Origin of the sequence: Micromonospora sp. KC723 (assembly GCF_004348595.1) — a bacterium.
In the GTDB taxonomy this organism is placed as follows: domain Bacteria; phylum Actinomycetota; class Actinomycetes; order Mycobacteriales; family Micromonosporaceae; genus Micromonospora.
Genome location: NZ_SMKD01000117.1, coordinates 1 through 17,407, shown reverse-complemented (window position 1 = coordinate 17,407; position 17,407 = coordinate 1). Strand labels below are relative to the sequence as shown.

Annotated in this window: 14 protein-coding genes; 2 read left to right on the top strand and 12 right to left on the bottom strand. The window is 71.9% G+C overall.

Annotated elements, in window-relative coordinates; all coding sequences use genetic code 11:
- Positions 1-43: 43 nt before the first annotated feature.
- The 7 genes from E1165_RS22130 to iolC form a co-directional block, all read right to left on the bottom strand.
- On the bottom strand, positions 44-1,129 hold the full coding sequence (locus E1165_RS22130) for a Gfo/Idh/MocA family protein (RefSeq protein WP_243704922.1): 1,086 nt from the start codon (positions 1,127-1,129) through the stop codon (positions 44-46).
- Positions 1,126-2,025 (bottom strand): TIM barrel protein, encoded by a 900-nt coding sequence (locus tag E1165_RS22125; protein ID WP_132393683.1) that lies wholly within the window; start codon positions 2,023-2,025, stop codon positions 1,126-1,128. The genes E1165_RS22130 and E1165_RS22125 overlap by 4 nt, the downstream gene beginning before the upstream one ends.
- An 80-nt stretch (positions 2,026-2,105) precedes the next feature.
- A complete protein-coding gene (locus E1165_RS22120; RefSeq protein WP_132393682.1) occupies positions 2,106-3,602 on the bottom strand; it encodes a CoA-acylating methylmalonate-semialdehyde dehydrogenase in 1,497 nt (498 codons plus the stop codon).
- A complete protein-coding gene (gene iolD / locus E1165_RS22115) occupies positions 3,599-5,464 on the bottom strand; it encodes a 3D-(3,5/4)-trihydroxycyclohexane-1,2-dione acylhydrolase (decyclizing) (protein WP_132393681.1) in 1,866 nt (621 codons plus the stop codon). The genes E1165_RS22120 and iolD overlap by 4 nt, the downstream gene beginning before the upstream one ends.
- Entirely contained in the window at positions 5,461-6,291 is an 831-nt protein-coding gene (gene iolB / locus E1165_RS22110) for a 5-deoxy-glucuronate isomerase (RefSeq protein ID WP_132393680.1), read from the bottom strand. The genes iolD and iolB overlap by 4 nt, the downstream gene beginning before the upstream one ends.
- Positions 6,288-7,190: a deoxyribose-phosphate aldolase gene (locus E1165_RS22105; protein WP_132393679.1), complete on the bottom strand. Its 903-nt coding sequence runs from the start codon at positions 7,188-7,190 to the stop codon at positions 6,288-6,290. Before E1165_RS22105 ends, iolB begins: the two co-directional genes overlap by 4 nt.
- Complete coding sequence (iolC, locus tag E1165_RS22100; protein ID WP_132393678.1) at positions 7,183-8,130, bottom strand: 5-dehydro-2-deoxygluconokinase; 948 nt, start codon at positions 8,128-8,130, stop codon at positions 7,183-7,185. The genes E1165_RS22105 and iolC overlap by 8 nt, the downstream gene beginning before the upstream one ends.
- Positions 8,131-8,325: 195 nt before the next feature.
- On the opposite strand from iolC, the gene E1165_RS22095 reads away from it, so the two are divergent.
- The gene (locus tag E1165_RS22095) at positions 8,326-9,063 is read left to right on the top strand and encodes a GntR family transcriptional regulator (protein WP_132393677.1); all 738 of its coding nucleotides are present in this window, start codon (positions 8,326-8,328) and stop codon (positions 9,061-9,063) included.
- A 63-nt stretch (positions 9,064-9,126) separates the two neighbouring features.
- Here the strand turns inward: E1165_RS22095 and E1165_RS22090 are convergent, their stop codons facing one another.
- From E1165_RS22090 to E1165_RS22070, 5 genes are all read right to left on the bottom strand, one after another.
- Entirely contained in the window at positions 9,127-10,011 is an 885-nt protein-coding gene (locus E1165_RS22090) for a carbohydrate ABC transporter permease (protein WP_132393676.1), read from the bottom strand.
- A gap of 1 nt (position 10,012) precedes the next feature.
- Positions 10,013-10,978, bottom strand: coding sequence for a carbohydrate ABC transporter permease (locus tag E1165_RS22085; RefSeq protein ID WP_132393675.1), 966 nt, complete (start codon positions 10,976-10,978; stop codon positions 10,013-10,015).
- A 104-nt stretch (positions 10,979-11,082) separates the two neighbouring features.
- The gene (locus E1165_RS22080; protein WP_132393674.1) at positions 11,083-12,381 is read right to left on the bottom strand and encodes an ABC transporter substrate-binding protein; all 1,299 of its coding nucleotides are present in this window, start codon (positions 12,379-12,381) and stop codon (positions 11,083-11,085) included.
- Between the two features lie 167 nt (positions 12,382-12,548).
- On the bottom strand, positions 12,549-14,318 hold the full coding sequence (locus E1165_RS22075) for a hypothetical protein (RefSeq protein ID WP_132393673.1): 1,770 nt from the start codon (positions 14,316-14,318) through the stop codon (positions 12,549-12,551).
- Positions 14,319-14,432: 114 nt separating this feature from the next.
- Positions 14,433-15,938, bottom strand: a complete 1,506-nt coding sequence (locus E1165_RS22070; RefSeq protein WP_132393672.1) for an alpha-N-arabinofuranosidase — start codon at positions 15,936-15,938, stop codon at positions 14,433-14,435.
- 441 nt (positions 15,939-16,379) lie between these two features.
- Here E1165_RS22070 and E1165_RS22065 point away from each other — a divergent pair, with 441 nt between their 5' ends.
- Positions 16,380-17,351 carry a hypothetical protein gene (locus E1165_RS22065; protein ID WP_132393671.1) on the top strand — a complete coding sequence of 324 codons (972 nt, stop codon included), beginning with the start codon at positions 16,380-16,382 and terminating at the stop codon, positions 17,349-17,351.
- Positions 17,352-17,407: the final 56 nt, after the last annotated feature.

Sequence of the window (17,407 nt, the reverse complement as noted above, 5' to 3'; positions counted from 1 at the left end):
GGGGACGGCGGTGCGGGGGGCGCGGCTGCGGGTCCGGCGCCGGTTACGGCTCGTACAGCTTGGGGCGGGCCGGCGGCTCGATGGTGACCGGGGTCCGCGTCTCCAGTGCCCGGACGCAGGCCTGCGCCAGGTAGGTGGCGGCGAAGCCGTCCCAGGCCGTCGCGGCGGGCGAGACCGCCGCCGGTGCCGCCAGCCGTACGCTGTCGACCCAGTCCTGCAACTCGCGCCGGTACGCCTCGGCGAACCGGGGCCGCCAGTCCATCGCCAGCGGACGGGCGATGACACCACCGCGCCGCTGCACGGTCGGCGACGGCATGCCCAGCTCCACCGTCCCCGACTCGCCGACCAGCTCGCAGCGCACCTCGTAGCCGTACCCGGCGTTGACGAAGACCTCGATGTCCACCAGCACCCCCGAGGCGGTCCGCAGGACCAGCAGCTGGGGATCGGCGGTGCCGCCCGCCGCGACCGCCGGCCGGGGCGTGTGCACGGTCGCCTCGACGATCTCCTCCCCCAGCAGCCACCGGCTGACGTCCAGCTCGTGCACCGCCGAGTTGGTGATCACCGCGGCGCTCGGCTGGCCGGGGCTGTTGGCCGGGTTGCGGTGCACACAGTGCAGCACCAGCGGCGCGCCGATCACGCCGTCGTCCAGCGCCCGCTTCAGCTCCACGTACCCGGGGTCGTAGCGCCGCATGAAGCCCACGGTGACCAGCCGGCTGCCGTAGGCGGTCTCGGCGTCGACGATCCGCTGGCAGCCGTCCACCGTCGGGGCGAGCGGCTTCTCGCAGAGCACCGGCTTGCCCACCGCGATGGCGGCCAGCACGTACGCCTCGTGGGTCGGGTCCGAAGAGGCGACGAGCACCGCGTCGATGTCGTCGTCGGCGATGAGCGTGAACGGGTCGGGCAGCACCCGGGCGCCGGTCGACCCCGCCACCTGGCGGGCCCGGGTCTCGTCGACGTCGCAGACCCCGCCGAGCCGCCCACCCGAGACCGACCCGCTGAGCAGCCGGGCGTGGTCGGCGCCCATGACACCCGCGCCGATCAACCCGACCGTCACCGGCCGGGTGTGCCACGGCCGCACCGGCGACGCCTCGACCGCCGGCGAGATCCCGGCCGAACCGCCCCGGCTCACCGGGCCACCCGGGACAGCTCGCCGCTGACCGCGACCAGGAAGTCCAGGCTGCGCCGCACGTCGTGCACCGGGCCGGCGCCCGGCTCCGGCGGCGCGGACAGGGCCGCGTCCTGCTCCAGCACGTACCACCCGCCGTACCCGGCCGCCTCGAGGTCGCCGACGATCGCCGCGATGTCGAGGTCCCCGTCCCCGAGCGGGGTGTAGAGACCGGCGCGGACGGCCGCGAGGTAGCTCGTCTCCCCCGTCGCCACGGCCGCGGCCACCGCCGCGTTCACGTCCTTGAGGTGCACGTGGGCGATCCGGTCGGCGGCCAGGCCGATCAGCTCGGCCGGCTGCATCCCGCCGATCAGCAGGTGCCCGGTGTCCAGGCAGAGCAGGATGTCGCTGCGTTCGACCAGCCGCAGCACCGAGGCGCGGTCCTCCACCGCGGTACCCACGTGCGGGTGCAGCGTCGGGGTCAGACCGCGCTCGCGGGCCATCGCCTGCAACCGGTCGAGCGTGGCGAACAGCGTGTCCCACTCCGCGTCGGTGAGGCGGACCTTCCGGTCGTAGCTGCCGTCGGTGGACCGGGCGGCGAGCACCACGACCTCGGAGCCGCCTGCCGCGAGCGTGTCCATGGCGGCGGCTGCCTCGGCGAGGTCGGCGGCGGTCGCGACGTGCATCGGGACGGGCAGGAACCCGCCGATGAGGCGCAGGTCGCTGGCTCGCAGCGCCTCCCGCACCTCGGTGGGTACGGCGCCGAGGTAGCCGGTCGGCCCGAGTTCGGTGGCCCGGAGGCCGAGCTGTGCCATCTCGGCGAGGACCCGCTCGGCGGGCAGTTCGACGCCCCAGCCCGGGGCCTCGCACACGCCCCACGAGATGGGCGCGCCGCCGATCCGGTCGGCGAAGTTCGTCATACCGTCGTCTCCTTGAGGGGTCCGCGTCGCGGAAGGGGTGACCGCCGGGGCGGGCGGTCGGGAGGGGGGCGCCAGGGCCGTCAGGTGGCCGTCGGGAACTGGAGACTCGCCACGACCGGGTGCTCCACGTGCGGCCAGCGGGCGGTGACCACCTTGGCGCGGGTGTAGAACCGCACGCCGTCCGGTCCGTGGATGTGCGACTCGCCGAACAGCGAGTCCTTCCAGCCGCCGAAGGAGTGGTAGGCCATCGGCACCGGGATCGGCACGTTGATGCCGACCATGCCGACGGTGACCGCCCGTTGGAACCGGCGGGCCGCCTCACCGCTGGCGGTGAAGATGGCCGTGCCGTTGCCGTACGGGTTGGCGTTGATCAGGGCGATCGCCTCGTCGAGGGTGTCGACGCGGACCACCACCACGACCGGACCGAAGATCTCGTCCCGGTACGCGTCCATGTCGGCGGTGACGTGGTCCAGCACGGTGGGGCCGACGAAGAAGCCGTCCTCGTGCCCGGGGACCGTCAACTTCCGCCCGTCCACCACCAGCGTGGCGCCCTGCGCCTCACCCGACTCGATGTAGCCGATGACGCGGTCGCGCGCCTCCCGGGTCACCACCGGGCCCATCTCGCTGCTGTCGTCCCGGCCGGGACCGACCCGGACCTGCGCGGCCTTGCCGCGCAGCACCTCGACGAGGCGGTCACCGGCGGCACCCACCGCGATGGCCACGGAGATGGCCATGCACCGCTGGCCGGCGGAGCCGAAGGCCGCAGCGGTCAGGTGGTTGGCGGCGAACTCCAGGTCGGCGTCCTCGAGCACGACCGCGTGGTTCTTCGCCCCGCCGAGCGCCTGTACCCGCTTGCCGGCGGCGGACGCGCGGCCGTGGATGTACCGGGCGATGGGCGTGGACCCGACGAACGACACGGCGGCAACCTGCGGCGCGTCGAGCAACGCGTCCACCGCCACCTTGTCGCCGTGCACCACGTTGAAGACGCCGTCGGGCAGCCCGGCCTCCGCCCACAGGCGCGCGATCAGCAGCGACGCGGACGGGTCACGCTCGCTGGGCTTGAGCACGAAGGTGTTGCCGCACGCGATGGCCACCGGGTGCATCCAGCTCGGCACCATCACCGGGAAGTTGAACGGGGTGATGCCGGCGACGACCCCCAGCGGCTGGCGGAAGGTGAACGAGTCCACCCCGCCGGAGACCTGGTCGGAGTAGTCGCCCTTGAGCAGTTGCGGGATGCCGCAGGCGAACTCCACCACCTCCAGCCCGCGCTGCACCTCGCCACGGGCGTCGGCCAGCACCTTGCCGTGCTCGTCGGAGACGATGCCCGCCAGCTCGTCCAGGTGGTCGTACATGAGTTGCCGGAAGGCGAACAGGATGCCGGTGCGCCGGGACAGCGACGCGTCCTGCCAGTCCTCGAACGCCCTGGCCGCCGCGGCGACCGCCGTCCGCACGTCGGCCTCCTCGGCGAGCAGGACCTCGGCCTGCGGCGCGCCGGTCGCCGGATCGAACACCGGGGCGGTGCGGTGGGAGACCCCCGCCGTCGCCGCGCCGTCGATCCAGTGCTGGATGGTTCTCACAGGTAGCTCCTCTGCGCCTTCTTGGCCGCCACGTACGCGGTCCGCGCGGATCTGACGGTGTTCAGGTCCGACACCTCGGCGACCGGGACGTCCCACCAGGCGTCGCTCGACGGCGCGTCGACCGTCGGGTCGGCGTCGACGTGGATCACCGTCACCCGGTCGGCCGCCTTGGCCTTCGCCAGCGCGTCGCGCAACTCGGCCACCGTGGTGACCCGGAGCACGTCGGCGCCGAGGCTGGCCGCGTTGGCGGCCAGGTCGACCGGGAGGACGCCGCCGTCGAGCCGGCCCGCGTCGCCCCGGTAGCGGTAGGCGGTGCCGAACCGCTGGGCGCCCACCGACTCCGAGAGCCGGCCGATCGACGCGAAGCCGTGGTTCTGCACCAGCACCACGACGAGCTTCACGTGCTCCTGCACGGCGGTGACCAGTTCCTGCGCCATCATCAGGTACGACCCGTCGCCCACCAGCACGAACACGTCCCGGTCCGGGGCGGCCAGCCGCACCCCGAGGCCGCCGGCGATCTCGTAGCCCATGCAGGAGTAGCCGTACTCGACGTGGTAGCTCTTCGGATCCCGGGCCCGCCACAGTTTGTGCAGGTCACCGGGCATCGAACCGGCGGCGCAGACGACCACGTCGCGGGCCTCGGCGCAGTCGTTGACCGCCCCGATGATCTCCGACTGGGCGGGCAGCGGCCCGTGGCCGAGGTGGTAGGACCGCTCCACCACGGCGTCCCACTGCGCCGCCAGGCGTCCGGCCGTCTCCTGGTACGCGGCGTCCGTGCGGTACCCGGACGACGCCTCGGTCAGCGCCTCCAGGGCGGTTCGGGCGTCGGCCACCAGCGCGACACCGGAGTGCTTGGCGGCGTCGAACGCGGCGATGTTCACGTTGACGAAGCGGACCCCGGGCGCGCCGAAGAGGCTGCGGGAGGCGGTGGTGAAGTCGCTGTACCGGGTGCCGATGCCGAGCACGACGTCGGCCTCGCGGGCCAGCGCGTTGGCGGCGGTGGTGCCGGTGGCGCCGATCGCGCCGACGGACAGCGGGTGGTCGTACCGTAGCGCGCCCTTGCCGGCCTGGGTCTCGGCCACCGGGATCCCGGTCGCCTCGGCGAAGCGGCGCAGCGCCTCGGTGGCCTCCGAGTAGATCACCCCGCCGCCCGCGACGATCAGCGGTCGCCGGGCGCCGCGCAGCACCTCGACGGCGCGCGCCAGGGCGGCCGGCTCGGGCACCGGGCGGGGCACGTGCCAGACCCGCTTGGCGAACAGTTCGTCCGGCCAGTCGTACGCCTCGGCCTGGACGTCCTGCGGCAGGGCGATGGTGGCCGCCCCGGTCTCGGCCGGGTCGGTCAGCACCCGCGTGGCGCCGAGCAGGGCCGCCGGCAGCTGCTCCGGCCGCCAGACCCGGTCGAAGAAACGCGACACCGGGCGGAAGGTGTCGTTGACGCTGATGTCGCCGCCGCGCGGGTCCTCGAGTTCCTGCAGGACCGGGTTGGCGACCCTGGTGGCGAAGACGTCGCCGGGCAGCAGCAGCACCGGCAGCCGGTTCACGGTGGCCAGGGCGGCCCCGGTGACCATGTTCGTCGCGCCGGGCCCGATGGACGCCGTGCAGGCCAGGGTGGACAGGCGGTTGCGCATCCGGGCGAACCCCGCGGCGGCGTGCACCATGCCCTGCTCGTTGCGGGCCTGCCGGTACGGCAGCGCGCCGGGGGTGACGAGTTCCGCCTCCAGCAGCGCCTGCCCGAGGCCGGCCACGTTGCCGTGGCCGAAGATGCCGAAACAGCCCTCGAAGAGCCGGTGCTCGACACCGTCGCGTTCGGTGCGTTGGGCGGCCAGGAACCGCACGACGGCCTGCCCGACGGTGAGTCTCATCGTTCTCCTCCGTGCGCCGTGGGGGACTCCGGGGTGAAGGGGAGTCGAGGGTCGACCGCCTGGTCCACCCACGTGTCCCGCACCCAGGCGTGGGCCGGGTCGTCGCAGATGAGCCAGGACCGGGCGCCGGGCCCGGCCATCACGTTGAGGTAGTAGAGGTCGTAGCCGGGCGCGGCCATCGACGGGCCGTGCCAGCCGTGCGGGATCAGCACCACGTCGCCACCGCGTACCTCGCGCAGGATGTCGATCGGCCGCTCGTCGGTGCCGTACACCCGCTGAAAGGCCACCCCGCCGCGGGCCACCTCGTAGTAGTAGATCTCCTCCAGCACCGACTCGCCCGGCCGTTCCTCGTCGTGCTTGTGCGGCGGGTACGACGACCAGTTGCCGCCGGGGGTCAACACCTCGCAGGCGATGATGCGGTCGGCTTCCAGCACGTCCGGGGTGGCGAAGTTGTTCACCTGGCGGGAGCAGGAACCGGCTCCGCGCAACTCCACCCGCACCTGTGCGAGCGGCACGTGGCGGAACGGCAACCGGCGGCGGGCCCGGGCGGTGGCCAACGCGAACCGGCCGCCCGGCGTGCCGGTCAGGGTCAGCGCGCTGTCCCTGGGGACGTACGCGACGTCGGTGGGGCCGGCGAAGACGTTGTCCCGGCCGGCGAGGTCCGCGCGGTGCCCGTCCGCGGTCACCGTGGCGGACCCGGCCAGGGGCACCACCACCACCTCGTCCTCGCCGGTGTCCCAGTGGAACGTCCCGCCGGACGGCAGCTCGACGACACGCAGGCCCGAGTACCCCCAGCCGGCGCTCTCCGGCGTCACCTCGAGGGTCATGCGGCGACCTCCGTGTCGGCGCGTACCAGGCCGACCGCGGCGTCGACCGCGGCGGCCACGTCCCCGTCGGGCGGGTAGAGCAGGGCGCGGCCGACCACCAGGCCACGCACCCCCGGTACGGCGAGAGCCTGCCGCCACCGGGCGTAGGTCTGCTCCGGGTGCTCCACCGGGTCGCCGCCGAGCAGCAGGGCCGGCAGTGTCGTGGCCGCCATCACCGCCGCCATGTCCGCCACGACCGGCAGCTTCAGCCAGGTGTACGCGCTGGTGCCGCCGAGGCCGCTGGCGATCGCGACCGACCGGGCCACCGCCGCGGGACTCAGGTCGTTGACCACCCGGCCGGTGGCGTCACGCCGGGACAGGAAGGGTTCGACCATGGCGATGAGCTGGTGGGCGGCCAGTTCGGAGACAGCGTTGGCGCTGGCCTGCAGGGTGCTCACGGTGGCGTTGTCGTCGAGGTCGATGCGGGTGAGCATCTTGCCGCCGTCGAACCCCATCGCCGCCAGCCCGGCCGCGTCGTACCCGGTGAACCGGTCGTCCAGCTCGAAGACCGAGCCCTGTAGCCCGCCACGGTTCATCGAACCGATGGCCACCTTGCCGTCCAGTTCACCGAGGAGCAGCAGGTCCTCCAGGACGTCGGCGGTGCCCACCACGCCGTCGACGCCGGGACGTCGCAGCGCGGTGGCGAGCCGGCGCAGCAGGTCGTACCGGTCGGCCATGGCGGCACCGTCGCCGCGGACGCCGAGCGCGCCGCGCGCGGGGTGGTCCGCCGCGACCAGCATCAGCCGGCCGTCCGGACCGAGCAACGGTCGCCGGATGCGGGCGGCGGCGGCCTCCCGCACGGCCTCCGGTCGGGTGGCGCGTAGCCAGCGCAGCTCGGTGAAGTCCAGGTCGTCAGCCATGTCGCACTCCCAACAGCTCCTCCACCTCGGCGGTGGTCGGCATCGCGGTGGAGCACTCCAGCCGGGAGGCGACGATGGCGCCGGCCGCGTTGGCGAAGCGCAGGGTCCGCTCCAACGGCCAGCCGGCGAGCAGGCCGTGGCAGAGGGCGCCGCCGAACCCGTCACCGGCGCCCAGTCCGTTGACCACGTCGACGGGGGTGGGCGGCACCTCGACCGACTCGTGCCGGGTGCGGGCGAGCACACCCCTCGGACCCTGCTTCACCACCGCCAGCTCCACCCCGGCGTCGAGCAGCGCCCGGGCTGCCCGGTCCGGGTCCGTCTCGCCCACCGCGACGGCGCACTCCTCCTGGTTGCCCACGGCCACCGTGACGTGCGGCAGCGCCCGCCGGACCTGCTCGCCGGCGGCCTCGGCCGAGGCCCAGAACATCGGCCGGTAGTCCAGGTCGAGCACGGTCAGCGGGCGTCGGTCGCGGGCGGCCCAGGCGGCGTGGTGCGCGGCGCGGCTGGGTTCCCGCGACAGGCCGGTCACGGTGGACCAGTACACGCCGGCCGCGGCGATCGCGGCGGTGTCCAGTTCGTCGGGTTCGATGGCCAGGTCGGGGGCCTTCGGTTCCCGGTAGAAGTAGAGCGGGAAGTGGTCCGGCGGGAAGATCTCACAGAAGGTCACCGGGGTGGGCAGCCCGGGGACGCTGGTCACGTACCGGTTGTCGACGCCCAGTTCGGCCACGGCGCGCTGGACGAACTCGCCGAACGGATCCCGCCCCGTCCTGGTGATCACCGCCGTCCGCCGGCCGTGCCGGGCCGCCGCGACCGCGACGTTGGTGGCGCTGCCGCCGAGGAACTTGCCGAACGTCGATACGTTGGGCAGGCTGACGCCCACCTGGAGGGGGTAGAGGTCCACCCCCACCCGGCCCATCGAGATGACGTCGAAGCGTTCCATCGGACTCCCCAGGAGGTTCTTTCACAGGTCACGCAGGGTGCGCCGGGGTCGTGGCGGCGGTTGGGGCCGAGGGCCGCGGCGCGTGCGAGCAAGCTTCGGCCCTGACGACGAGGCAAGTCAAGAGTTTGTCTTGACATTCTTCCTAGGTAGATGACAAAGTGCGACGATTGTCAGCCCGGTCGGGAAGGTGACGGCATGCCCATCCCCCGCATCCCCATCAACCGACACAGTCCCGTCCCGCTGTACTTCCAGATCTCCCGCCGGCTGACGGAGGCCGTGGAGGCCGGCGATCTGGTCCCCGGCGAACTGCTGCCCAACGAGATCGAGCTGGCCGCGTCGCTGAACGTGTCCCGACCGACCATGCGCCGGGCCATCGAGGAACTGGTCGTCAACGGGATGCTCACCCGCAAGCGGGGGGTGGGCACCCGGGTCAACGACACTCCGGTGCGCCGGCGGGTGGCCCTGACCAGCCTGCACGAGGATCTGGCCGCGGCCGGGCGGCAGCCACAGACCCAGGTGCTGCGTTTCGATTCCGCCTGCGTCGACCGGCATGCCGCCCGGGAACTCGGCGTACCGGCCGGCGACCGGTTGCTGTACTGCGAGCGGCTCCGGCTGGCCGACGGCGTGCCGCTGGCCATCCTGCGCAACTGGCTGCCCGCGCGGTTCGACGACATCACCGCCGCCGAACTGGCCGAACAGGGCCTCTACAGGCTGCTCGGGGAGCGCAACGGCCGCCCGACGGTGGCCCGGCAGAAGATCACCGCGCGGTCGGCGAGCGCCGCCCAGGCCCGACTGCTGGACACCGGGCACAACGCCCCCCTGATCAGCATGCAGCGCACCGCGTTCGACGCCGAGGGGCGCGCGGTCGAGTACGCCGACCACCTGTACCGGGCCGACCACTACGCGATCGAGGTCACCGTCTACAACCGGTGACGGTGCGCCCCCGCCGGGTCGACGACGCGCCGCCGGCCCGGCGTGCCCGCCGCGGGACATGTTTCAGTCCTTCAGCCCGGCGTTGATGTCGGCGTTCATCACGTACTTCTGGAACAGCAGGTAGATGGCGACGAGCGGGATCATCGACAGGACCGAGGCGCCCAGCAGGACCGACCAGTTGACGTTCTCCGCGCCGACGATGGTCGCGACGCCGATCTGCAGGGTGAACTTGTTCGGATCGTTGAGCACGACCAGCGGCCAGATGTAGTCGTTCCAGCGCCACTGGAACGAGAAGATCGCCAGCGTCAACATGATGGGCCGGGACAGCGGCAGCATGATCCGGAGGAAGGTCGACAACTCACCCGAGCCGTCGATCCGGGCCGCCTCCAGCAGGTCGTCCGGCACGGTGAGGAAGAACTGCCGGAACATGAAGGTGCCGGTCGCGGTGATGACCGCCGGCACGACGACCGCCGAGAGGCTGTTGTAGAGGCCCAGGTCGCGCACGACCAGGAACAACGGCGAGAGGAGGACCTCGCCGGGCAGCATGGTGGTGGCCAGGATGCAGAGTGTGAACGCCTTCAGCCACCAGCTGCGGTACTTCGCCAGGGCGTACCCGCAGGCGGCACTGGCCACGATGGTGAGGGCGGTGGCCGAGAGCGCGACGACCAGGGTGTTGAGGAAGTACCGGGCGACGTCGAAGCGGGTCCAGGCCTCGGTGAAGCCCTTGATCGTCGGCTGCTCCGGCAGGAATGTCAGCGGGTAGGAGAACAGCTCGCCGGCGGGCTTGAACGAGCTGAGCAGGAACCACAGCACGGGGAAGCCGTACACGACGACCAGGAGCCACATGACGGCGGTCGCCCAGACCTTCTTCGACAGCTCGCCGGGCGCGTCGGGCCGCTTGCGGCGGCGCAGGACCGGCGGGCGCGGCGTGCTGGTGGTGAGAGCCATGTCAGGACTCCTTCCGACGGTTCATGCCGAGCTGCACGACCGCGACGACCATGAGGATCAGCATGAGCACGAACGAGGCCGCGCTGGCGTAGCCGATCTGGGCCCGCTCGAAGCCCTTCGTGTAGATGTACTGGACGAGCAGGTTGTTCGCGGTGCCCGGGCCGCCGGCGTTGACCGCCTGGATCAGCGCGTACTCCTTCATCGAGTGCAGGATGCTCAGCAGCACCACGATGAAGGTCGTCGGCGCGATCGCGGGCAGCGTGATGTTGCGGAACTTGTCCCACGACCCGGCGCCGTCCAGCGACGCCGCCTCGTAGTACGCGGTCGGCACGTTCTTCAGTGCCGCGACGAACAGCAGCATGTTGAACGCGGTGCCGCCCCAGGCCGCGGCGATGATGACGACGAAGAGCGAGAGGTTCGCGTCGGACTGCCACGGCACCTCCTTGCCGCCCAGCGAGATGATGAGGTAGTTGACCAGGCCGAAGTTCTCGCCGAACATCCAGCGCCAGATCACACCGGCGATGATCGGCGAGATCAGCCAGGGCAGGAAGAAGATCACCCGCGCCAGCGACTTGCCCTTGGTGTACGGGGTGACGAGCAGGACGGCGGTGCCCAGCGAGAGAAGGACCGTCAGCGGCACCGCGCCCGCGGTGAAGATCAGCGTACGGATCAGCGCGGCGTAGAACGACTCGTCCTGCAGCAGCCGCTGGTAGTTGTCCAGCCCGACGTAGGGCGCCGTGCCGACGCCGGTGTAGCTGGTGAACGAGTACACCAGCCCGGTGATGGCCGGCCAGACGAAGAACGTGACGAACAGCAGGAGGTTGATCGAGATGAGCACCAGCGGTGCCCCGACGTACCTGTTGCGGCGGCGCGGGCGCCAACCCCGCTGGCGCGGCCGCACCGGCTCCGGCCCTCGCCGCACGTCGATGCCCGGCGCCTCGGCCGGCGGGTGGATGCTGTCCACCATGGTGCTCTCCTTTGACTGAGCGCTCGCGCGAAGTCCGACCAACTGAGCCGACGTGCCGGTGACCGCCGGCATCGGACGATGCCGGCGGACCCCGCGGTGAGGCTTCAGTTCAGTTGCTCGTTGAGGCCGTTCACGATGTTGTCGACGGTCTTCTGGACGTCCTGCTCGCCGTTGATGAACTTGGCCATCTCGTCCTTGGTCGGGTCCTTCTGGATCGCCTTGCCGTCGAGGATGAGCGTGGTCTGCGCGGCCTGGCCCGAGGAGGAGATCGGGTCGGCGAGCTCGATCTCCTTGGTGTAGAGCGCGAACGCGTCCAGCGCGGCCTGCTTCTTGAACGGGTAGGTCACGGTGAGGCCGGACTCGACGGGCAGGTACCCGTTGGCGGCGGCCAGCTTGGTGTAGTTGTCCCGCTGGAAGATGAAGTCCACCCACTTCTTGGCCGGCGCGGCGGCGTCGCCGTTGTTGAACGCGATCACCTTGCCACCGAGGTTGATGTCGGTGGCGTGCACCGGCTGGGCCGGGGTCGGCGCGCTGGCCCACTCGAAGTTGGTGATGCTCTCGGCGAAGTCGGCGACCTGCCACACGCCGGAGTAGTAGGCGACGACCTGGCCGCTCTTGAACAGGGCGTTCGGGTCGGCGCCGGAGGTCCAGACGGACTTCGGCATGACCTTGTCGTCGTTGAGCGCCTTGAAGTCGTTCAGCGCCTGCACCGTCGCGGCGTCCGGGGCGGCGTACTTGCCGTCCGGGCCGAGCTGGAAGCCCTTGCCGCCGTGGGTGTAGATGAACGCCCGGATGCGCGCCGGGGAGTTGTCGTAGACCAGGTCGTACTTGGCGCCGGTCGCGGTACGCACCTTCGTCGCCGCCGCGAGGAACTCGTCCCAGGTCCAGGCCTTCGCCGGATCGGTCGGGTAGCTGACCTTGGCCTTGTCGAACAGGCTCTTGTTGATGAACAGGCCGGCCGCGGTGAGGTCCGACGGGATGGCGAGCACCTTCCCGTCCTGCTCGGTGACCAGATCCTTGCGGATCTTGTTGGTGTCGTTGTTCGCGGTGGCGCTCAGGTCCTGGAGCTGGTTGATCCAGATGGGGTCCAGCTGGGGCACACTGGCGACGTCGGGCAGGGAGTTGGCCTGCGCGGACTGGCGCAGCTTGTCCTGGTAGCCGTCGTAGGGGACGTTGACGATCTCGACCTTGACGCCCTCCTTGGCCTCGAACTCCTTGGCGAGTTCGTTGTAGCCCTGCAACTGGGCGGAGGTCGACAGCCAGAAGGTGATCTTCTTGGCGCCCGAACCGCCGCCGCTGCCCGACTCCGTGCCGCAGGCGGTGAGGGCGACGGTCATGGCGACGCCCAGCGACAGCCACCGCCAGCGCCGCAACCCTCTCCCGGCCGTTATCGAAATATTCATCTTCGTCTCCCTGATGATCAGCGCCCTGGTGGCGAGGGACGTTAACGGGCAAGCGCTTACCCGTCAATGGCAGGACATACAGCTCTCAGCAGTTGCTCTATTGTCCTGACATACATACGTCACATCGGCGTAACAACGTGGCGTCGACCCGGGACGTCGGGCCGGTTTCAGGGCACCATGTCGACCGTGAGGAGCATCCGGACGCGGGCCGGAACCCGCCCCGTCACGTACAGCCGCTCCCCCGCCGCGGCATCCGTACCCCCGAGGAACCGGTACTCCTCGCCGGGCTCGTACACCGGCGCGGAGCTGGCCGCCGGCAGCGGGTTGCCCTGCCCGTCCGACGCCTCGACCAACTCGACCCTGATCACGTCGTCGCCGCACCGGTAGCTCACGGCGACCGGTGCCGCGGCGGCGCCGGCGGTCGCGTCGAGCTGCCAACCGCGCTCACCGAGCCGGCGGGCTCCGCTCAGCGTGCCCCCCGGCCGGAACGCCAGTTCCAGCGCCCAGTCCACCACGGCGCCGGTCAGGTCGAACGTCAACTCGACCCCGGTCGCCGTGAGCCGGGCGCCGACCGTGGTGTGCAGGGTGACGTCGTCCCGGACCCGCCGGTCGAAGTCCATCGCCGCGCTGAACCGGCCCTCGTCGCCGAGCCGGTAGTCCCCGCGCGGGTCCCGGTCCCGCTGCGCCAGCGGCTGGTAGTAGGCCGCGGTCACGGTCTCCGCCAGGGTCACGGTCGTCTCCCCGGTCGGGCCCCGCTCGACCCGCAGACCATCGGCGCGGAACGGCCCCTTGCCGAAGAACGTACGCGACAGCCGCACGCTGTCCAGCACGGCCGCCCCGGCGAACAGACGCAGGAAGGTCGGGGAGTTCGCCAGCCCGGAGCGGATCCGCCCCTGTTGGGCATAGTCCGAGCCGCCGAAGAGAACGGTGGTGCTGGCCGAGGCGTGCTCCACCAGCAGCCCGGCGGCCCCGAAGACACGCTGGCGTGGTCGCCGCGGGTTGACCGGCGCGGGCAGCACCCGGGCGATGTCGGGATCCAGCACCAACCGCGCGGCGGCGTCCGCCGGGGCGGTGATCCCCTGTTCCAGCGCGAGCCCCGCCGCCCAGGCCAGGTCACCACGCCCCCGCAACAGCGCGACCCGGCGCAGCGCAAGCAGGTAGACGGCCAGCGGGATCGGCTGGTTCTGGTCCTGCCGCCGGGACATCACCGTCTCCACCGAGCCGTCCGGCAGGAGCAGGTCGACGGTGGCGTCCAGGTTCCGTTCCACGACGTCGACGAGGTCCGGGCGGTCGAAGACCTCGGCGATGACGAGCAGGGACGGGTTGGACACGTGCGCCGCGTAGTTGGCGCTGCGCTCGGAGTAGAGGCCGTCGTCGTCCACGTCGACCCCCTCGGCCAGCCACTGCCGCACCCGTGCGGCCAACTCCGGTGCCGGCGACACCAAGAACAGCCGGGCGAGGGCGGCGGAGATCTCCCAACGATGGTTCGGCGTGTGGACGCCACCGCCGGTCAACGCCGGGACCGTGGCCGCCAACAGGCGTTCCAGGGCCTCCGTGAGGGCCCGGTGGTCGGCCGTCGGGGTGCCCGCGCGCCGCAACAACAGCAGCGCGTCGGCCAGGTCGTTGACGCTGAAGGCGGAGTCGGGCGGCGAGTCGACGTTGTCCCCACCGGTGAACAGGCCGCTCGGGCCCTGCAACTCGGCCAGCCGGACCGCGAGCCGCCGGGCGGGACCGAGCAGGTCGACCCCACCCCACGTCCCGGTCGGGTCGTTCACCGGGTGCGTCGCCGCCACCAGCGCCTTGATCCGCTCGGCGAGCTGCCGGTGCTGGAGGTCCCGCCACCCGTTCCCCTCGGCCTCGGCGAGGATCGAGCGGACCTGCCCGGCCAGGGCGGCACGCACCCGGGCGACGAACGTGAGGTCGGTCGGTGCCGTCACCGGGGCCGTCCCGGGCCAGGCCGGCAGGTCGTCCGGGTCATTCGCAAGCCCTCTCAAACGATCTTCCTCAGGTGGTGTGTGCGGGGAACGCTACCGAGGTGGGCTTCGTCGATGTCAGGCGACCGTCACCGCGGTCCACGACACCGGGGGCAGCTCCATGGTGAGCACTCCGTCGGCGAGCGCCGCGGTGTCGTTCGTCCGTAGCCGCACCCGCTCGGTGTCGCGCACGTCGTTGACGGCGTAGACGTCCTCGTCCCAGACGCCTCGGGCCGTGACCGTGCCGGACACCGCGAACGCGCTCAGGTCGATCGTCACCGAGGTCGCCTCGGTGGTGTGCCGGTTCTGTAGGAACACCGACACCGAGCAACCGTCGACGGTCGCCGCCGCCGCCACGACGGGCACCGCACCGTACGCCGCCGTGGTCGTCGCGTCGGCGTCGAGGGCGACCTTCAGCGCGGTCCCCCGGGCGGCCCGCGCGGTCACCGAGAACGGGAAGAACGTCGTCTGCCGCCAGGCCGGCCCGCCGGGCTCGGTCATGATCGGCGCGATGACGTTGACGAGCTGCGCGAGGCTGGCCGACGCGACCCGGTCGGCGTGGTTGAGCAGCGAGATGAGCAGGCCGCCGAGGGTCACCGCGTCCGCGACCGAGTACACGTCCTCCAGCAGGCGCGGCGCGACCGGCCAGTCGTCGATCGTGAAGGTACGGGACTGCTCCAGCCACCGGGTGAGGTACCAGACGTTCCACTCGTCGAACGAGATGTCGATGCGCTTGTCCGAGCGCTTGAGCGCCCGCACGTGGTCGACGGTCGCGACCACCGCCTCGATGAAGGCGTCCATGTCGACACCCGACGCGAGGAAACTCGCGAGATCACCGTCGCGCTCCTCGTAGTAGGCGTGGCACGAGATGTAGTCGACGTCCTCGTACGTGTGCTCCAGGACGACGCGCTCCCACTCGCCGAACGTCGGCATGCTCCGCGACGACGAACCGCACACCACCAGTTCCAGGTTCCGGTCCACCTGGCGCATCGCCTTCGCCGTCATCGCCGCGAGCTTGCCGTAGTCCTCGGCGTTGCGGTGCCCGAGCTGCCAGGGTCCGTCCATCTCGTTGCCCAGGCACCACATGGTGATCCCGAACGGCTCCTGCCTGCCGTTGGCGGCGCGCTGCGCGGCGCGCGCGGTCCCCGACGGGACGTTCGCGTACTCGACGAGGTCGAGGGCCTCCTTCGGCCCGCGGGTACCCAGGTTCACCGCCAGCATGAGCTCGCCGCCCACCTGGTCGAGCCAGTTCTGGAACTCGTGCAGACCGACCTCGTTCGTCTCGGTGGAGTGCCACGCCAGGTCGAGCCGGCGGGGACGCTCGGCGACCGGCCCCACACCGTCCTCCCAGTGGTAGCCGGAGACGAAGTTGCCGCCCGGATACCGGACCGTCGTCACACCGAGCTCCTTGACCAACTCGATGACGTCCCGCCGGAAACCGTCAGGGCCGGCGCTCGGGTGCCCGGGCTCGTGGATGCCGTCGTACACGTGGCGACCGAGGTGTTCGACGAACCCGCCGAACAGACGCCGACGGACCGGTCCGATCGTGAAGGCCGGGTTGAGGGTGAGGTGCGCGCGGGCCATGGTGGTCTCCTCGGGGGGAAGGGTCTTCGTCAGATGGTTCCCGCGCGGCGTCCGCCGCCCGGGACCCGTCCACCGGCGGTCGGGATCGACCCGTTCGCGCGCCTCCGGCACCAGGCAGCCGTCGTTGAGGACGAAGGCGCCGTCCGGGAGGGGAGACGGGGTTGTCGCCCTTCGAAGAGGCCGCCGGACCCCTGGCGCCCGTCCAGGTGCTCCAGCAGCGTTTCCGCCGTGGGCCGCGCGTCGGCCCGGGTGCCACGCACCAGGCGCGAGAAGCACTCGTGGTCCACCCGTCGGTCCCCCCGGCCGGATACTGGTCGGAGCCCATGATGTCGGGCCGGGCGATCAGGGACAACACGACCAGCGGGATGATCGAGATCACAACCGGCTGCCGGTCGGCGTCAGCGAGACTGATGGTCCGCCGCACGAAGGGTTCGGTCTACCGTGTCAGAGGACCTCACCGAGGTCGCCACCGCGCCCCCCGGCCCCGGGGCGCGACGTGACCCCGCCGTCCCCGCCAGCCTCCCGCTCGTCGGCGTCGACGTCGGCGGCACCAAGACGCACGTGGCCGTCGTCGGCCCCGACCGCGAGCGGCGGGACGTCGTCGTCCCCTCCGCCGACTGGCGCCGGGGGCCGATGTTCTCCGACGTCGCGAACTTCGACCGTCTCGCCGCCCTCGTGCGGGACGTGTCCCCGGGGCGCCACCACACCCGGATCGTCGTCGGTCTGCACGGACTGGACACGGCCGAGCAGCGCGTCATCGCCGCCACCGAGCTGACCACCCGCCTGCCGGGCACGGTTCGCGTCGTCAACGACGCGGAGCTGCTGGGGCCGGCCGCCGGGCTGGAACACTGCCTACAGCTCATCGTCGGCACCGGCGCGATCGCCATGGGGACCGACGACCGGGGAACGGACATCACCGCCGACGGGTACGGCGCCCTGCTCGCCGACCACGGAAGCGCCCCCGCCCTGGTCCGGGAAACCGTACGGCGAGGGCTGCGGGTGGCCGACGAGGACGGCCCCGACGCCGCCACCGCCGACCCGGCGATGGCGCTGCTCTGCGCGGCGTACGACGCGCCGACGCCGGCGGACCTGGCGCTGGCGGTGTCCGGGGAGGACGCCTACTCCTGGGGGCGGCACGCGTCGCTGGTGTTCGACGCGCTGCGCCGGGGTTCACCGGTGGCGCTCGCGGTCGTCGAGGAGGCGGCCGACGTCCTGGCCCGCAACCTGGCAGCCGTGCGGCGTCGCGGCGCGCGGGGGTCGGTCGTCGTCGGCGCCGGCGGGGTGCTCACCGCACAGCCCCTGCTGCAGACCCGGGTACGGGAACGCCTGCGCGTACACGCACCGGACCTGACCCTGCGCGTGCTCACCGCTCCTCCGGTCGACGGCGCTCTCGTCCTCGCCGCCGCACTGTGACCCGGCCCTGTCTCTTATACACATCTGGCGCTGCCGACGACTTAATAGGGGTAAAT